The organism is Neolewinella xylanilytica (genome assembly GCF_002934605.1).
Taxonomy (GTDB): Bacteria; Bacteroidota; Bacteroidia; order Chitinophagales; family Saprospiraceae; genus Neolewinella; species Neolewinella xylanilytica.
This window is the reverse complement of record NZ_PTJC01000006.1, coordinates 226,513-243,175: the sequence shown is the minus strand read 5'-3', so window position 1 is coordinate 243,175 and position 16,663 is coordinate 226,513. Positions and strand designations below refer to the sequence as shown.

At 59.6% G+C, this 16,663-nt stretch carries 15 protein-coding genes; 6 read left to right on the top strand and 9 right to left on the bottom strand.

Annotation, left to right across the window (positions count from 1 at the left end; all coding sequences use genetic code 11):
• Position 1: 1 nt before the first annotated feature.
• The 7 genes from CLV84_RS10300 to CLV84_RS10270 all read right to left on the bottom strand — a co-directional run bounded on the left by CLV84_RS10300 (position 2) and on the right by CLV84_RS10270 (position 8,463).
• A complete protein-coding gene (locus tag CLV84_RS10300) occupies positions 2 to 1,858 on the bottom strand; it encodes a T9SS type A sorting domain-containing protein (RefSeq protein WP_170067659.1) in 1,857 nt (618 codons plus the stop codon).
• A gap of 406 nt (positions 1,859 to 2,264) precedes the next feature.
• Positions 2,265 to 3,704 carry an L-arabinose isomerase gene (araA, locus tag CLV84_RS10295; protein ID WP_245911472.1) on the bottom strand — a complete coding sequence of 480 codons (1,440 nt, stop codon included), beginning with the start codon at positions 3,702 to 3,704 and terminating at the stop codon, positions 2,265 to 2,267.
• A gap of 69 nt (positions 3,705 to 3,773) precedes the next feature.
• On the bottom strand, positions 3,774 to 4,472 hold the full coding sequence (gene araD, locus CLV84_RS10290; protein WP_104419711.1) for an L-ribulose-5-phosphate 4-epimerase AraD: 699 nt from the start codon (positions 4,470 to 4,472) through the stop codon (positions 3,774 to 3,776).
• Positions 4,473 to 4,524: 52 nt separating this feature from the next.
• The gene (locus tag CLV84_RS10285) at positions 4,525 to 6,276 is read right to left on the bottom strand and encodes a ribulokinase (RefSeq protein ID WP_104419710.1); all 1,752 of its coding nucleotides are present in this window, start codon (positions 6,274 to 6,276) and stop codon (positions 4,525 to 4,527) included.
• Positions 6,277 to 6,280: 4 nt separating this feature from the next.
• Entirely contained in the window at positions 6,281 to 6,973 is a 693-nt protein-coding gene (locus tag CLV84_RS10280) for an NUDIX hydrolase (protein WP_104419709.1), read from the bottom strand.
• A 72-nt stretch (positions 6,974 to 7,045) separates the two neighbouring features.
• On the bottom strand, positions 7,046 to 7,918 hold the full coding sequence (locus CLV84_RS10275; protein WP_104419708.1) for a nuclear transport factor 2 family protein: 873 nt from the start codon (positions 7,916 to 7,918) through the stop codon (positions 7,046 to 7,048).
• 134 nt (positions 7,919 to 8,052) lie between these two features.
• Positions 8,053 to 8,463 (bottom strand): ester cyclase, encoded by a 411-nt coding sequence (locus CLV84_RS10270; protein WP_104419707.1) that lies wholly within the window; start codon positions 8,461 to 8,463, stop codon positions 8,053 to 8,055.
• Between the two features lie 123 nt (positions 8,464 to 8,586).
• On the opposite strand from CLV84_RS10270, the gene CLV84_RS10265 reads away from it, so the two are divergent.
• The 3 genes from CLV84_RS10265 to CLV84_RS10255 all read left to right on the top strand — a co-directional run bounded on the left by CLV84_RS10265 (position 8,587) and on the right by CLV84_RS10255 (position 11,840).
• A complete protein-coding gene (locus CLV84_RS10265; protein WP_146088777.1) occupies positions 8,587 to 8,934 on the top strand; it encodes a hypothetical protein in 348 nt (115 codons plus the stop codon).
• Between the two features lie 80 nt (positions 8,935 to 9,014).
• Complete coding sequence (locus tag CLV84_RS10260; protein WP_104419705.1) at positions 9,015 to 11,006, top strand: alpha-ketoacid dehydrogenase subunit alpha/beta; 1,992 nt, start codon at positions 9,015 to 9,017, stop codon at positions 11,004 to 11,006.
• Between the two features lie 426 nt (positions 11,007 to 11,432).
• Entirely contained in the window at positions 11,433 to 11,840 is a 408-nt protein-coding gene (locus CLV84_RS10255; RefSeq protein ID WP_104419704.1) for a DUF5606 family protein, read from the top strand.
• Between the two features lie 11 nt (positions 11,841 to 11,851).
• On the opposite strand, the gene CLV84_RS10250 is transcribed toward CLV84_RS10255, so the two are convergent.
• A complete protein-coding gene (locus CLV84_RS10250) occupies positions 11,852 to 12,589 on the bottom strand; it encodes a glucosaminidase domain-containing protein (RefSeq protein ID WP_104419703.1) in 738 nt (245 codons plus the stop codon).
• Positions 12,590 to 12,657: 68 nt separating this feature from the next.
• Complete coding sequence (locus tag CLV84_RS10245; protein ID WP_104419702.1) at positions 12,658 to 13,449, bottom strand: hypothetical protein; 792 nt, start codon at positions 13,447 to 13,449, stop codon at positions 12,658 to 12,660.
• A gap of 117 nt (positions 13,450 to 13,566) precedes the next feature.
• On the opposite strand from CLV84_RS10245, the gene CLV84_RS10240 reads away from it, so the two are divergent.
• The 3 genes from CLV84_RS10240 to CLV84_RS10230 all read left to right on the top strand — a co-directional run bounded on the left by CLV84_RS10240 (position 13,567) and on the right by CLV84_RS10230 (position 16,619).
• Entirely contained in the window at positions 13,567 to 14,217 is a 651-nt protein-coding gene (locus CLV84_RS10240) for a porin family protein (protein ID WP_170067658.1), read from the top strand.
• 57 nt (positions 14,218 to 14,274) lie between these two features.
• On the top strand, positions 14,275 to 14,610 hold the full coding sequence (locus tag CLV84_RS10235) for a phosphoribosylpyrophosphate synthetase (protein WP_211295245.1): 336 nt from the start codon (positions 14,275 to 14,277) through the stop codon (positions 14,608 to 14,610).
• A gap of 650 nt (positions 14,611 to 15,260) precedes the next feature.
• Entirely contained in the window at positions 15,261 to 16,619 is a 1,359-nt protein-coding gene (locus tag CLV84_RS10230; protein WP_104419700.1) for a cryptochrome/photolyase family protein, read from the top strand.
• Positions 16,620 to 16,663 lie beyond the last annotated feature (44 nt).

The window sequence follows — 16,663 nt, the reverse complement described above, 5'->3', positions numbered from 1 at the left end:
ACTACGCGCCCGGCTTACCCCCCACGACGAGCTTGGCGACGGCGGTGCGTCCTTCCGTCCGGAATTTGGCGATGTACACGCCGGTGGGCTGGTTGCTCAGGTCGAGGCGAAACGGCACGGCAGATTCCGATACCCGGCCGCGCTGAATGATTCGGCCCGACAGGTCGGCGACCAGGTATTCGGCAGCCTTCCCCTCCGCGAAGGAAAGGTCGACTTCGAAATTACCCGACTGCGAAGGATTCGGAAACGTGCGCAAGGCCGATACTGCCGGATCATTTTCACCCCGCAGGCCGGAAAGTAAACAGTCCGATTCGCCGGCAACTAAGTCGTGCGAATAGGTGATCAGGGCCAGCCCCACCGTATCCCGACCGGGCGCCACGGCCATAGGCACGTAAGCGGAGCCTTGCCGCGGATCGAAATCGATCGTTTGCGGCAAGGGGACGTCGGCCATGAGGACATAGTCGCCACATACATTGGACGGGGCAATTTTGAACCAGATGCCCGCATCTGAGATGTTGTCCTCCGTCGTATCGCCGAGGGTGTACCCGAAGCGATAATTGAGGTCCGAATCGTAGCCGGCAATCAGGGCGCGTTCCCCGTAGGCTCCCTGGCCGCTGACCAGGGCTTCGTTCTCCGAGGGGTCCAGGTCTAGGTTTTCGCCGTACATCCGCCCGCTGAGGTAGATATCACCGTCGTCGCTCAGGGAATAATCCACGAATTCCTCCAAAGCGAAGGTGTCGGCTTTTTCTTCCAGGAGGAGGGCTCGCACCAGCGCACCGTCGCTGGCGTACTTAGCCAGGAAGTAATCGTGGTCCGCGTAGGTGGCATCTACTTTGAGCAGAAAGGTTTCCGCGCTGAAGTCGAAGTCCGCTTCCCCGGGATGCATGGGTCCGGCCATATAAAGGTTACCATCCTTATCGCCGTCAAGGAGATAGGGAAAAATTTGGCGGCCGACCATCGGGTGGACGAAGTTGAGCTTTGCCTCATTGGTAAAGGACAGGACGACGTGAGCCAGGGGTGCATCCGATTCGGGCAAGAAATATTCCGAATCCGGCTGGGGATCGAGGTCCCGGGCGAAGTCTTCCGACCGGTACTCCCCGCCGAGGTAGAAATCGCCCATCTTGGCGACACCAAGCACGTAAGGGGCATGGATGGTTTCGAAGGCGAAGCGGAAGGCGCCCGTCCGGTCGTAGGAGGCGATGACGGGGCGCTTGCCGTCCAGAATGAAATCCGCTTCGCCCGGATCGTAGTCGAAAGCATCGGAGAAACCGATCAGGGAATAGCTGTTGCCGCCGCCGTCTACCCCGAATTGCCGGACGCGACCGCTCGGGTAGATGGACGGCTGGTAATCCGGCAGGGTAATCACAAACCGGAACTCCCCCGTCTCGGTGTAGGAGGCGAGGTAGGTCATCCGGGGGCGGTCTTGGGGAGTAGCTACGATGTATTCCGCTTCCCCAGGGGCGAAGTCTACGCTCCCGGAGAAATTACCCTGCAAGTAAATGTTACCGTCGTAGTCGGTATCCACGAAAAAGGCGCGGACATCGTTCGCGCCGCGGGAGGTATCGGCCAGTAGGAGGGCAAAGTTTAGGTCACCGTTTGGCGCATAGGACGCCAGGTAGGCCGCCGAACCCGAATCCGCCCTGGTGAGCGTACCCGGGAAACGGGTCTCCCCCCGGCCCGGATCGAGGTCGAGGCCGATCACCGTATCCAGCGCTACCCTACCGGCCAGAATGCGGTCGCCGGTGGGGCTGACGCACAGATCCCGCTCGAAGTCGGCCGCGGCTACGGGAAGGAGGAACCCTTGCTGGGCGGTGAGGAAGGAGGAAAGGAATACTAGGGGTAGGTAAATTTTCTTCATGCGGTGTAGTTGGGGTGCCGGAAGACGGTGAGCACGAGGCTTCCCCCCGGCACGAAAAAGCACCGGGTATACCGGAGCAGCCAATTGCCGATGCAGGACTGGCGTACGCCCCGTAAACGTTTTCCGGAAGGCTGGCATATCCCTTAAGGGAATGTCGGGCCCCGTAATTTGCCGGGAGGAGGCGCCAAGTTGCCCGGTTCGTGAGCTCCGGCTCGCGGCCCTACCCGAGCAAAGCAAGGGGCAGACCGATACGTAAGCCCCACTACGTTTTCCCCAAATTCACCGAATGCAACCAACCGTAAAAGCGCGAGCCGGAGCTCGGGAACCAATCGGTTCTAAGCTCCGGCTCGCGCAGGTTACCGTAAGTACTTTAGGTGGGGCACGAGCCGGAGCTCGAATACCGCCCCTACCCGATCACCAATGCCTCCACGCCACTAACCTCCGCGTAATCCACCAACTGGCGCACGCTCAGGTTCTGGCTGTAGCAGGTATGGTGAGCCCCACCGGCCTTGATCCAGGCCTCGACGCCGGTCGCCATATCGGGCTTGACCTGCCAGAGCACGCGGGCTACGGGCAGCAGCGGCAGATCGGCCTTGGGCTTGATCGCCGTTACCGGGTTGATGAGCAGCCGGAAGCGGTCGCCCATATCCACCAGGCTGGCGTTCAGGGCCTCGCCGGCCCCTGCGTTGAAGACCAGGCGGCAGGGATCCGCCTTACCGCCGATACCGAGGGGGTGGCATTCGATGCGCGGCTTGTCGCCGGCGATGCTCGGACAGATCTCCAGCATGTGGCTGCCCAGTACGGACTCGTTGCCGGGCTCGAAGTGGTAGGTATAATCTTCCATGAAGCTGTTGCCGCCTTCCAGGCCGGTAGCCATCACTTTCATGGTGCGTACGAGGGCGGCGGTCTTCCAGTCGCCTTCGCCACCGAAGCCGTAGCCGTCGGCCATCAGCCGCTGTACGGCCAGGCCGGGCAACTGCCGCATACCGGTCAGGTTCTCGAAGGTATCCGTGAAAGCGGTAAAGCCACCGTCTTCCAGAAAGGCGCGCATCCCGATCTCCAGGCGGGCACTATAGCGCAGGTTCGGGTAGCGGTCGCCGTCGGGCAGGAGATTATCCGCCAGGGTGTAGAGTGAACGGTACTCCTCCAGGAGGTCGTCGATCTGCGTTTCCTTCACGTCGTCCAGCCGCTCCACCAGGTCGCCCATGCCGTAGCCATTGACGCTGTACCCCAGGGTAATCTGGGCGGCCACCTTGTCGCCTTCGGTGACGGCTACCTGGCGCATATTATCGCCGAAGCGGGCCACTTTCATGTTGCGGTCGGCATCGCGGGCCAGTGCCACGCCACACCACTCCCGGAACTGTTGTTGCACCTGCGTCGCCGCCCAGTGTCCGACGATGACCCGGCGGGGGATGCCCAGGCGGGTGCAGATATGGCCGAACTCCCGCCCGCCGTGGGCGCTCTGGTGGAGGTTCATGTAATCCATGTCGATGTTGGCGTACGGGATATCGCGCAGGAACTGGGTATGCAGGTGGCACATGGGTTTGTGAAGCACCTGCAATCCCTTGATCCACATCTTGGCGGGCGAGAAGGTGTGCATCCAGCAGATGATGCCGATGCAGTCGTCGTCGGTTTCCACGAGCCGCAGCTGGCGATAAATCTCGTCTGGCGTAGTCAGGACCGGCTTCCACTCTACGCGGACGGGCAGCCCCGCAATACCATTCAGGGCGTCGGCGACCTGCCGGCTGTCTTCGGCGACCTGCCGCAGGGTTTCTTCGCCGTACAGGTGCTGAGAGCCGGTGAGGAAATAGAGGGTCTTGCCCGTAATGGTTAATGGATTACTCAAGGGAGGAATAGATTTTCGGTAAATTGTTATTTGTTGGTGCCCCGGTGGCAGCTACCTGCTACCCGGTCCTTATTGTCCGTAGTAAGCGCCGGTGCCGTGCTTCCGCTCCCAGTGCTTCTTGATGAGGCTGTCCTTCAGTCGCGGAGCCTTGGGTTTAATCTGGCGGGCCAGGTAGGCCATTTTGGCCACTTCTTCGCACACGGCGGCGTTGTAGACGGCCTTCTCCACGTTCTTGCCCCAGGTAAAGGGGGCGTGATTGCCGACCAGCACCATCTCCACCTCGGAGGGGTCCAGCTTCAATTCCTTGAAGTGGTCGATGATCTGCCAGCCGGTCTCGTGCTCGTAGTTGCCGGCGATCTTGTCGTCGGCCATCGGTGGGGCACAGGGGATGTCGACGGTGAGGTGATCGGCGTGGGTGGTGCCCATGATCGGAATGGCCGCCTGCGCCTGGGCCCAGGCGGTCGCGTAGGTGGAGTGGGTATGCACGATACCGCCGATCCCCGTCCATTCCTTGTACAGCAGGGCGTGGGTTTTCGTATCACTGCTGGGGCGCTTGTCTCCCTCCAATACGTTGTTGTCAAAATCGAGGACGACCATGTCCTCCGGCTTCAGCTCCGCGTAGGGCACGCCGCTGGGCTTGATGGCGAAGACGCCGCGCTCCCGGTCTACCGCACTCGCGTTACCAAAAGTGAAGAGCACCAGGCCCAGCTCGGGCAGGCGCATGTTCGCGTCGTAAGCCGCCTGCTTTATGTTTTTATACTGACTCATACATTCATTTTTTTTGCGCCGGGGCGCGGGAGCAACGGAGGTACCGTTTCCTTTAGGCGTTGTCGCTTACCGCGGGCTCGGCTACCGAGCGCGTATCCGGCTTCGGAGAGGCGGCGTCGTCGCGGTCCTCGTGGGTTTCTTTTTCAATGGCCGCACCCAGGCTGATGTAGCGTTGGTAGAGCCCTTCGTATACGGCGGCCCGGTCGGCGTCGGGCTGGTATTCGGCATCGAAGCCGCCGCCCATTTTTTCCATGGCTTTGGAAACGTTGTCGTACTTGCCGGCACTGACGGCGGCAAACATGGCGGCGCCGAGGGCGCAAGTTTGCTCGGATTTAGCAATGCGGATCGGCCGGTTCATCACGTCCGCCATCGTTTGCATGATGAAGGGCGATTTCTTGGCCACGCCACCGAGTCCGATCAGCCCCTCCACGGGGATGCCCTCGTCGATGAAGCGATCGACGATGCGACGGGCACCGTAGCAGGTGGACTCCACCAAAGCGCGGAATACGCGGGGAGCGTCGGAGCCGAGGTTCAGGCCCATGATGGCACCCTGCAGGGACTGATCCGCGTCCGGCGTCCGGCGTCCGTTGAACCAGTCGAGGGCGAGGATGTCGTCGCTGATGGGCAGGGCTTCGGCGGCACGGCTCAGTTCGGGAATGATGGCCGACCGCGTTTCTTCGATCAGGCTTCGGCGGGTAGCATCGTCCAGTGAGGTATTCTTGGCCAGTACGTTCTCGAGCGGCCAGGCGACCAGGCGGGCGAACCAGGCGTAGACGTCACCGAAGGCGCTCTGCCCGGCCTCCATGCCCATCATGCCGGGTATGACGGAGCCGTCAACCTGTCCGCAAATGCCCTTCACCTGCGTCTCGGCGCCCGCGTGGCCTTCCGGTACGACGAGCATGTCACAGGTGGAAGTGCCCATGACCTTCGAGAGATGGAAGGGCTCGATCTCCCCGCCCACGGCACCCATGTGGGCATCGAAGGCACCGACCGAGATGGGGACGCCGGCGGGTAGCCCCAGCTTGTCGGCCCACTCCGGGCTCAGTTGACCGGCGATTTCGTCGGAGGTATAGGTTTCATCGAACAGCCGGTCCCGCAGGCCGGAAAGGACCGGATCCAGCCCGGTGAGAAAGGATTCCGGTGGCAGTCCGCCCCACTCCGGGTGCCAGAGGGCTTTGTGGCCGGCGGCGCAGCGGCTCCGCTTCATGTCCATCACCTTGCTGCCGCCACTCAGGAGGAAAGGAATCCAGTCGCAGTGCTCTACCCAGGAATAGGTAGCTTCGGCTACCGCTTTGTCCTCGCGCATCACGTGCAGGGCCTTTGCCCAGAACCATTCGGAGGAATAGATGCCGCCTTCGTACTTCGTGTAGTCGGTATCCGCCGCGCGGCAGGCTTTATTGATCTCGGCGGCTTCCCCGATGGCGGTGTGGTCTTTCCAGAGCACGAACATGGCATTGGGGTTTTCGGCGAAGGCGGGCAGCAGTGCCAGCGGGGTACCCGATTCGTCGACGGCCACGGGGGTCGACCCGGTGGTGTCGACCGCCAGGCCGATCACCCGTTCGGCAACGCTCTCCGGCGCTTCGGCAATGGCATTCCGTACCGCCTGGGTCATGCTTTCGGTATAGTCGAGGGGGTGCTGCCGGAAGCGGTTGGCCGCCGCATCGCAGTATTGCTGCTTGGCCCAGCGGGGGTAGTAGGCTACGCCGGTAGCGACTTCCTCGCCGGTGGCGACGTCCACGATCAAAGCCCGAACGGAGTCGGATCCGAAATCGATACCAATGGTGTAATCTTGGGTGGCTTGCATAATCTTATGGTTTAAGGAGGAAGTCAACCCCCTCCGATTTGGCGGCGGCGTAGCGTTCGGAAACGAAATGATAGTACCAGGCGCCCTTGCGCGATCCCGAGGTGTCCTTTTCAGCCAGTCGCTCGAGGTAATCCATTTTGCGGAGCCGGCGGCGAAAATTCCCCGCGTCGATGATCGTCCCGAAGATTCCTTCGTACAGCGACTGGAGTTGGGAAATCGTGAATTTGTCGGGTAATAGCTCGAAACCGACGGGTTCGTGGGTGGCGCGGTGGCGCAGGCGGCGCAGGGCGGCGTCCACCATGGCCCGGTGGTCGAATACGAGGGACGGAATCTCGTCGACCGGCACCCAGTGGGCGGCGTAGTCCGGACTTAGCTGCCGGTCCACTTTTTCCTGTTCTACCAGGGCGTAGTAGCCCACCGAAACGGTGCGTTCCGCCTCGTCCCGATCCACCTCGCCGAAGGCCCGGAACTGTTCCAGATAGACGTCCTGCAGGCCGGTAAGTTCGGTAAGTACCCGGGCTGCGGCTTCATCCAGGCTTTCGTCCGCCCGCAAGAACCCGCCCATCAGCGACCACTCTCCACGGCGGGGAGTAAAGTCGCGGCGGATGAGCAATAGGTTTAATTTTCCAGCTTCGAACCCGAAAATGATGCAGTCGACTGCTACCAATAGGCGATCCTGCTGATCGTAGGCCTTCATAGGGCAAAAGTAGGTAATAAATGTCAGGCTGACTATTGGTAAAGAACGGGTTTGCTCCCCCACGCTTCGCGTTTACCGGCCATCATCCACTAAGTCGATGTAAGTCTGGATGGCGTCATTGGGTACCGCCACGCTGAGGGTATAGTGCACGATCTCCCAAATATTTGCGGCATTGCGTTTCACTACCGCCGTGCCCCGGCACGGGCCCATCCAGGTATCGAGCAGCTCGTCCCAGTAAGCTATATTTTCGTTTTCATCGTAATAGACGTGCCGTTCGGTAGCCACGAAGCTCCACGCCTTGCCGGCGGCAAAGTAGGGAGCGGCGAAGGAGAGAAATTCGGCCTTGGTCCAGTGCTCCCCCGGATCGGTACCGATGTAAATGCCCTCCTCCGCCATGGCGCCGAAAAAGGCCGCGCTGTCGGCCGCAGCGGCGGCGGCGTGCCAGGCGGTGGCTAAAGCTTCGATACGGGCTACGGTGGCTACGGTGTCGACCCGTTCGCATTCTTCCCGGCGGCGGGTATCGACGATGTTGAGAATTCGCCAGTTCCCGTCCGGACCGTCCTGCACGAACTGGAAGGCGTTGGTACCGCAATGGCTTATTTGCCCGTCGAGCACGAAAGTGTAGGGCGTCCACGCCGTGGCCAAGCGGCCGTCGGTCCGGATGCTGGTGTAGTGAAGCTGTTCGTCCAAGGTGCCGGCCCGGGCTCCCGCGATCCCCGCCATCCATTTGTTAAGGTCGCCGGCCTGTACGACGGTGGTGCCGGAAGCGTCCGTACTGACGGAATGGAGATCGGCGGCGGGGTGAAACAGGGTGGCGAGACCAGTGGTATCGGCCCGGCGCATTGCGTCGAAGAGGCTGGATAGTGTTTCCCGGGGAGTTTGCTGCGCGGGGAGCGGCGCGACCAGTCCGATCGCGATCAGTATAAACAAAACACGGTGCGGCATAGAAGCGGATTACAGTCGATGAAACCGGCAAATGCGCCGGGTTTACGCGGCAATTTACCTATCTCGGCTTAAATCTATTCGGGCCAAGGTCTTATTCCTGGCGTTTCACTCCTATCTCGCCTGCTGCGTCAAGATCAACCGGGAATCTTATCCGCTCCCAGCTGTTTTAATATCCCCAGTTCGTCGGAGCTCCCCCAGCGTTCTATCAACTTCCCGTTTTCGAAGCGCCCGATCTGCAGACCGCGCGCCTTGAATCGCTTCCCGGTCGGTGCAAGCCCCATGAATTCGCCCTTGTGGGTGCCGGACACGGTATAGGCGAACCCGACGTTGTCGTTGTCGGTGACCATATGCTCGACTTCAAGCGTTAGATCGGGAAACGCGGTGCGCATCATGGTGAAGAAATCGATAAAGCCCTGGGGCCCGGGGCCCTGGTCGGGAGCGGGGTCATGATCTTTGACGTCCGGTGCCACCACCTCGCGGATGAGGTCCAGATTACCGGTGTTAACGGCTTCGCCGAATTGTTTTTGTGCTTCCACGTTGGTCATAGTAGTCGTTTGTCTGGGGGTGGTACGGTGGAATCAAGCTGGTTGTTCGACTTAAGGTGGGGGCCGGAGCTACTTACAGACCTCCTTACCGCGTTTAGCGTACTTACCAACCAGATTTGTTCCGTGTTTACGACCAAGTACGTTACCTGCCCTTCCTGCCACGAAAATTCGTCGGTGCCTACGGACGCCGTCGACCGGGTGGACTTGGAGCGAGCAGTCGGGGAGCGCTTTACTGCCAGCTGTAAGCACTGCCATAAACCGAGATCGATACACGTAAACGAGGTACACGCTACCCCAAATCGCGCGATTACGGTGGTTGCCGGCGGCATTGGGCTGGTGGCGATCGGGGCGCTGTGGCACATCGGCTTCATCGCTTACGCGGCGGGAGCGTTCCCGGTGCTAGTGTACCAGGCCCAGGTGAAGTCGGCAGCTACTTTCAACGGCTACCAACTGCCCCTATCGCGGCCATGACCGAAGCCAAAGGGTGACGGGGAGAAGATATTTGGCTTGAACCGATTCAAAATCATGGGCGTCCCCCTTACCTTGCTGCCATGACCGCCACCACTGCTCCGCTGTCCTTTTCCGGCCATTCTCTCGACGAGGCAACCTTGCTCCGGCTCTACGAGCAACTGCTCCGGCCCCGCCTTATCGAGGAGAAAATGCTCAAGCAGTTACGCGGCGGGGTGATCTCCAAGTGGTTCTCTGGTATCGGTCAAGAAGCCATCAGTGTGGGGTGTACGCTGGCCCTCCAGCCCGACGAATTCGTCTTCACGATGCACCGGAACCTGGGCGTGTTCACCAGTCGGGAGGTACCCCTGGACCGGCTCTTCGCCCAGTGGCAAGGCAAGCCCGGTGGATTCACCAAGGGGCGGGACAGAAGCTTCCACTTCGGCTCCCGCGAATACCACATCGTTGGCATGATCAGTCACCTCGGTCCCCAACTGGCCCTGGCCGCGGGCGTGGCACTCTGGCACAAAATGCAGGGGGAACCAAAGGTTAGTTTGGCCTTCACCGGCGATGGAGGCACGAGCGAGGGTGATTTCCACGAGGCGCTGAATATCGCCGCGGTGTGGAAGCTCCCGGTGATTTTCGTGATCGAGAATAATGGGTACGGCCTGTCAACCCCCGTGAGCGAGCAGTATGCCTGCGACAGCCTGGCAGACCGCGGGGTCGGTTACGGGATGCGGAGCCTCTCCATCGACGGTAATAATGTCGTTGAAGTATTCGATACGGTGCGTCAGCTGGCCGCCGAATTGCGAGCGCATCCGGAACCGGTACTCATCGAATGCCGGACGTTTCGGGTACGCGGCCACGAGGAGGCCAGCGGCGTGAAGTACGTCCCGACCGAACTCATCGAGGCTTGGCAGGACCGCGATCCCGTAGTGCGCTTTGCAGCTTACCTCCACGAGACTGGCGTCCTTACCGCCGAGTTCGAGGCCACGCTTACCGCATCCATCAAAAGCGAGATCGAAGCCGCTCTGGCCCGGGCGGCCGACCTGCCCGACGTCGCCGCGGATCCGGATATGGAGTTGAGTGACCTGTACGCAGCGGTGCCGGGCTTGCAAACCTTGCCGGGAGAAATACGGGAATTGCGGTTCATAGATGCCATCAGCGACGGACTGCGGGAAGCTATGCGCGCCTATCCCGATCTAGTGCTTATGGGACAGGATATTGCCGAGTACGGTGGTGTTTTTAAAATAACGGAAGGCTTCGTCGAGGAATTCGGTATCGACCGGGTGCGGAATACCCCCCTCTGCGAAAGCGGTGTCGTCGGTGCGGCGTTGGGGTACGGCATCGCCGGCGGCAAGGCCATGGTGGAGATGCAGTTCGGCGACTTCGTCAGTTGCGGCTTCAACCAGATCGTCAACAACCTGGCCAAGCTGCATTACCGCTGGGGGCAAAACGCCGATGTGGTGATCCGGCTCCCCGTCGGCGGTGGCGTCGGTGCCGGACCATTTCATAGCCAGACCATGGAAAGCTGGTTCACCAGCGTCGCCGGCCTGAAGATCGTCTACCCCAGCACCCCGGAGGATGCGAAGTCGCTCCTGCTGGCGGCCCTCGCCGATCCCAACCCCGTTCTATATTTCGAGCATAAAGGCCTATATCGGTCCCTTAGCGGCCCGGTGCCCCAGGGCTTCACCCCCGGAGAGCTAGGAAAAGCCCGAATTGTAAAGGAAGGCGAAGCCCTTACCATCCTTACTTACGGTGCCGGGGTACACTGGGCCATGGAAACGGTAGCATCCCTGAACCACGATATAGAAATTATCGACCTCCGCACCCTAGCTCCCCTCGACTACGCGGCGATCCGCCAAAGCGTGGCCAAGACGAGCCGCGTACTGGTCCTCCACGAAGCGTCCCTGACCGGTGGATTCGGAGGAGAGCTCGCCGCCTGGATCGGGGAACACTGCTTCGAATTACTCGATGCGCCGGTCCGTCGCCTCGCGAGCCTGGACACCCCCGTACCTTTCGCAGCTGCGCTGGAACAACAATACCTGCCTAAGGGACGGCTGGAGGAGGCTGTTTTGGCGTTGTTGGGGTATTAGTTCGTTAGTCTTTTAGTTTTTTAGTCTTTTAGTCTGTAAACAACTGTTTATCAATAAGTTGTAGCCTGTTAGAAATTTAACTACAGCCTGTAGAATGCCATGCAAAGGCCACCCTACCTTGCTCCCCGCCAAGGAATTCGCTGAAAAGTATGTCGAATGCGGGCATTGACTACCTGGCCAACCAGAAGGCGAAGCCAACTGACTAAAGAACTAACCAAATGGCGGAAGCCGTTCGACTACCCGACTAACCAGATGGCGAAGCCAGCTGACTAACAGACTAACCGAATGGCGAAGCCAGACGACTACCTGACTAACCAGATGGCGAAGCCAGCTGACTAACAGACTAACCGAATGGCGAAGCCGTTCGACTACCCGACTAACCAAATGGCGAAGCCAGTCGACTAAAATACTAACTACCTTCGCCCCATGAAATTTGCAGAGATCATCGCCGTCACCGGATTACCCGGACTCTACACCGTCGTCAAAGAGCGCAAGGGAGGAGTAATCGTGGAAGAAATGGAATCCGGCAAGCGTCGCTTCGCCCCGGCCCGTAAGCACCAATTCGCCCCCCTCGAAAGCATGGCCGTTTATACCGATGACGGGGACGCCGAGCCCCTACGCAAGGTATTCGACCGGATGCTGGAACAGCAGGAGGATAACCCCGCCCCGGCCGCCAACGAAACGAGCGAGCGGCTCTTCGATTATTTCGAGGACGTATTGCCGACCTATGATAAGGAGCGGGTCCACAGCAGTGACGTTAAGCGTCTGCTCAAGTGGTACCATTACCTGCTTGCCAACCAACTGTTTGAAAAGCTGGGAGAAGAGGAAGAGTAGTCACCTCCCGACTAATCGAATCGGAACAACTGGTAGCGATCGATCGTCCGCTGAATTTCGGAAGCGAGCCGGTCGTTGCCAAGCAAACCGAGCTCTTGCATACCGGCCGACCAGCGGCGGTAATCGCGCGGACCAAACTGCGCTAGCTGGGAAAACTCGCCCCCGGTGAGCGTCAGGCTGAAGTCGCGGAAGCTCGTCCAGGCACTCTCGTAGCGTCGCAGGCATTGTCCTTCCGACTGGCCCGTCGCGCCCTGCCAGTCCGCCCCACAGGAAAGGTAAAAATAGTTGTTTAGTTCCCGCACCGGAGCCGACTGCCCCCCCCGGCTATACAGCAGCCCCGTAGCCAGGATAACGCTCGCCGGGATACCGAATTTTTCCTGTTCGGCCTGGGCGACATGGGCAAAGCGGGTCAAAAAGGCTTCCACTTCCGCATCCGGCACTCCGGTGAGTCGGTCGAACAGGTCCGGCTCGTCGCCTCCGAAGAAGTTGAAGCGGGAGAAGAAGCCCCCCGACCGGACCGCCGCCCCACCCTCGTCGGTATAGTAGGTGACGGGGGCATCGGTTGGTGCCGGCACCGTCGGTGACTCCGGACTCAGGGCCGGAACTGGTTCGCTACCGTCCGGATGCCCGAGTTTTACGTTGAAGTTGACCTGCTTCTGGGAGAGCAGGAAGAGGGCGCAGCCGATCAGGCCAAGCCGCAGCCAGTGCCTGCCGACGAAGGCCGTCAGGCGAGTGAGGGAATGTTTCATTTTGCAACCTTTTTTCGAACGTCGGTAGCAAAGTTAGGGAATCCCGATTAATCAAACAAATTGTTTTATTAATTTTTGTTTGAAAACACCGTCCCCCGTATTTCCAGTTGACCCGGCACCGCCGTGAAATAGCCCTCCGCCCCTACCAGTACCCGGGGCTGTAGCGGAAGATCGGCCGGCAGCGGGCCCAGGGAGAGCAATTCCCGCTCGTCGGGGGTCCAGATCCAGTGATCCCGCTCGCCGATGGCTAACAGTCGGGGCGCGCGCCAGGAGAGAGTCAATCCTTCGGGTACCGGCACCCAGAACCGGAACTTGCCGTAGTTGGTAAAGACCGCCATGCGTTGCTCGGGGGCGAAGTACAACACGATGGCGTTACGGTCGACGAAGAGCGCATCGGCGGGTGCGGTGATGCCGAGTTGTAACCGCAAGTTGTTGGTTTGCTGCGCTACTTCCCCATCCCCGTTGAGGCGCAGGAGTTGATAGTTCCAGTTGTCGAAGACCCACATGCCGTTGTCGTAGCTTCGGGCGATGACGCCCGGTTGGCGGATACTCGGGTTGGCGAAGAGGTCGATGCGATCTAGCTCGCTGAGGGTACGGTCGAGGACCACTACGGTGCCGTATTCCCGGTAGTAGACCAGGATCTGGAAGGGGTTGGTAACGTCGATATAGTCTGGGGTGCCGAGGCTGCTATCGTAAAAGCTGTACGTATTTTCTCCCAGGGGGTTGGGTGTTACCAGGCGGGCGTCTTCCAGGAGATAATAGGCCTTGCCGGCGGGGTCGAGGAAAAAATCGGCTATCTGCCCCGGCAGGGTCCGAACCAGCATTCCGAGCCAGAGCATCAGCACCACGCGTATTACCATAGTGGTATAACGCTTCCTTGCCGGATTTCGTCGACTGTCCGATCGATCGATGGTCCGGTAGACTGGCTTATGATTTCCTGCCTACTTTTGCACCCGCGCCCCGGCGCCCACACGTTTATGCTTCGTTTCCCGCTTTACCTCTTCCTATTGCTGACCGCCGCTCCCCTCGCGGGGCAGGCGGATACCGTCAACTTTCGGCGCCTGCAATTTGGGGTGGTGGGCGGACAACACTACAGCGAAATTGATTTCACGCCAAACCGCGACGTGAACACCATCGAAGGGCGCTCATACGGCATTGCGCTGCGGTACTTCGACAAACAATTGGTGGGCTTTCAGGCGGAGATCAGCTACGAAAGCGCGGGCTGGCTGGAAGACCTGACGGATGACGGGGTATACCGCCGGGAAACCGAATACGTCGACCTGCAAATCCTTACCCAGTTCAGCGTGGGCCAGGGCTGGATCCAGCCAATGCTACAGGCGGGCCCGTACGTGTCGATACCGATCGGCGAAACCGAAACCCTTCCGGCTAGCTTCGATCCGTCCAACTACCCCACCAATACCTACTACGGCCGGGAACTCGATTTTCGGATTAACTACGGCCTCCGCGCCGGGCTTGGGTTCAACCTGGAGTTCGGTCCGGTGACGATACAGATTGACGGGCGCTACCTCCAGGGGTTCAGCAACATCATCAAACCGGGAGCCAGCGATGCTTCCACGAGCATTCGCCGCGCCTTCGGCGGCCACCTCGGCCTGTTTTACGCCCTCTAAGCTGCGAACCGCCGGGGTAGCAAGCGACTTATACTTGCGTACCATTACCATACACACGTGCCGATCCTACAAGAAAACCCCTACGACAGTCTCTCTTTCGCCATTGAAGACCTCAAGAAAAAGGGTTACAATAAAGATTTTAATCAGAAAGAGGAATACCTGGAGTGTAAGCAGAACGGGAAGAACTACAACCCTTCCGACTTCACCATCACCCACACCTACCGCTTCGAAGGTATGAGCAGCGCCGGCGACAACAGCGTCCTCTACGGAATCGAAGCCGCTGACGGCACCAAAGGCCTTCTGGTCGATGCCTACGGCGTTTATGCGGACAGCCTCAGCGAGGACATGATCGAGAAATTCCGGGTGGAGTATGAGGATCCGGATGAGGTTTAGTCGGGTAGTCTGTTAGTCGGCTGGCTTCGCCATGCGGGGTAGTCTGTTAGTTCGTTAGTCTGTTAGAGGCTTCCCGCTCTAATGCTTTTGGGCGACGGAGCGCAGGTGCTAGAACTTCGAACGCGGTGTGAGCCAATCCTCAAAAGTAACCTCAACGGTGATTTGGATTTCGCCCGATTACTTTTTTCCCTTTATGCACTCGCGCTATCCATCCGACGAGCCAGATACCCTAGCTATGGAAATCAAGGTCAGCGCTTCAAGCCAAGGTATCACCCCCAAATCCCAGGCCCCGCTCACCGCACCACTAACGAACTAAGACTACCCAACCGCGAAGCCGACGACTAATGAGATAGCGCAGCTAGCGACTACCAAATCCCAGGCCCCGCTCACCGCACCACTAACGAACTAAAAGACTACCCGACGGCGAAGCCGACGACTAATGAGATAGCGCAGCTAGCGACTACCAAATCCCAGGCCTCGTCCACCGCACCACTAACGAACTAAAAGACTACCCGACGGCGAAGCCGACGACTAATGAGATAGCGCAGCTAGCGACTATACAGGTCAGCGACCAAATCCCAGGCAACAACCCCAAATCCCAGGCCTCGTCCACTGCACCACTAACGAACTAAAAGACTACCCCACTCCCCATGGCGAAGCCAGCGACCATTTTCTGGCACCGAAGAGACTTAAGAATCAGCGACAACGCCGGACTCTACCACGCCCTCAAAGCTGGCGGCCCCGTCCTACCGATCTTCATCTTCGACCGCAACATTCTGGACAAGTTACCCAGCCAGCAGGATGCCCGGGTCACCTTCATCCACGATAGCCTCGGCGATTTGGCGCAAGCGTACCGGGCCTACGGTAGTGACCTGCGGGTGTACTATGGTTTTCCCCTTGAAATATGGGCTCAGTTGCGGGACGAATTACGCCCCAGGGCGGTATATACCAACCGCGATTACGAACCCTACGCCCTGGAACGCGACCGGGCGGTGGCCGATCTGCTGTCCCTGCGCGATATTTCCTTCCGTACCTTTAAGGATCACGTCATCTTCGAAAGCGAGGAGGTGCAGAAGAAAGCCGGTGGTCCGTACACGGTCTTCACCCCCTATATGCGCACTTGGCGGCAAAGGTTGGAGAGCCGAATGGTCGACCACGCCGGCAAACCGCTGAGCTATTACCTCAAGCCCTACCCTACCGAACGCTACACCACGTATTTGCTGCAAGAAAGCGCGCCGTACCCTATTCCCTCCCTGGAAGCCATGGGCTTCGAGCGCACGGAAATCGACCTACCCCCGCCAGCCGAAAAAACAAGCTTGCTGAGCCAGTACGATAAGCAGCGGGATTACCCCGCCGTGGAGGGCACTACCCGATGGGGGCACCACCTCCGCCACGGTACCGTCAGCGTCCGCAACCGCGCCCGCCTCGCCCAATCGACGAATGACACCCTGCTCGGGGAATTGATCTGGCGGGATTTCTACTCCAACATCCTGCAGGCCTTCCCCCACGTCGCGACGGGAAACTACCGCAAGGCGTACGACCACATCCCGTGGCTCAACGACGAAGAGCATTTCGAACGCTGGTGCGAGGGGCGGACCGGCGTGCCCATCGTTGACGCCGGGATGCGGCAGCTGAATGCGACCGGGTTCATGCACAATCGCATCCGGATGATCGTTGCGAGCTACCTCACCAAACACCTCCTCATCGATTGGCGCCTGGGAGAAAAATATTTTGCCGACAAGTTACTGTGTTACGAGCTTGCCAGCAATAACGGTGGCTGGCAGTGGGCGGCGGGTGGCGGGGTTGATGCCCAACCTTACTTCCGGATTTTCAACTTCGACAGCCAGCAACGTAAATTCGATAAAGACTACCGCTACGTGAAACGCTGGGTAGCCGAATACGGAACGGATGCTTATCCCGCCGAGCCGATCGTACCTTACAAATTCGGAAGAGAGCGCGCCCTTAGCGTATATAAACAAGCACTGGCGGAGGCGCGCAATACGGAGTAACTGCCCAGGGGCAAATAAAATGGGGTAATCATGGGGTTGACCTG

Coding starts and splice junctions, on each gene's coding strand:
- CLV84_RS10300 (WP_170067659.1), bottom strand. CDS start 1,858: ATGAAGAAAATTTACCTACCCCTAGTATTCCTTTCCTCCTTCCTCACC.
- araD (WP_104419711.1), bottom strand. CDS start 4,472: ATGAGTCAGTATAAAAACATAAAGCAGGCGGCTTACGACGCGAACATG.
- CLV84_RS10285 (WP_104419710.1), bottom strand. CDS start 6,276: ATGCAAGCCACCCAAGATTACACCATTGGTATCGATTTCGGATCCGAC.
- CLV84_RS10280 (WP_104419709.1), bottom strand. CDS start 6,973: ATGAAGGCCTACGATCAGCAGGATCGCCTATTGGTAGCAGTCGACTGC.
- CLV84_RS10275 (WP_104419708.1), bottom strand. CDS start 7,918: ATGCCGCACCGTGTTTTGTTTATACTGATCGCGATCGGACTGGTCGCG.
- CLV84_RS10270 (WP_104419707.1), bottom strand. CDS start 8,463: ATGACCAACGTGGAAGCACAAAAACAATTCGGCGAAGCCGTTAACACC.
- CLV84_RS10260 (WP_104419705.1), top strand. CDS start 9,015: ATGACCGCCACCACTGCTCCGCTGTCCTTTTCCGGCCATTCTCTCGAC.
- CLV84_RS10255 (WP_104419704.1), top strand. CDS start 11,433: ATGAAATTTGCAGAGATCATCGCCGTCACCGGATTACCCGGACTCTAC.
- CLV84_RS10250 (WP_104419703.1), bottom strand. CDS start 12,589: ATGAAACATTCCCTCACTCGCCTGACGGCCTTCGTCGGCAGGCACTGG.
- CLV84_RS10245 (WP_104419702.1), bottom strand. CDS start 13,449: ATGGTAATACGCGTGGTGCTGATGCTCTGGCTCGGAATGCTGGTTCGG.
- CLV84_RS10240 (WP_170067658.1), top strand. CDS start 13,567: ATGCTTCGTTTCCCGCTTTACCTCTTCCTATTGCTGACCGCCGCTCCC.
- CLV84_RS10230 (WP_104419700.1), top strand. CDS start 15,261: ATGGCGAAGCCAGCGACCATTTTCTGGCACCGAAGAGACTTAAGAATC.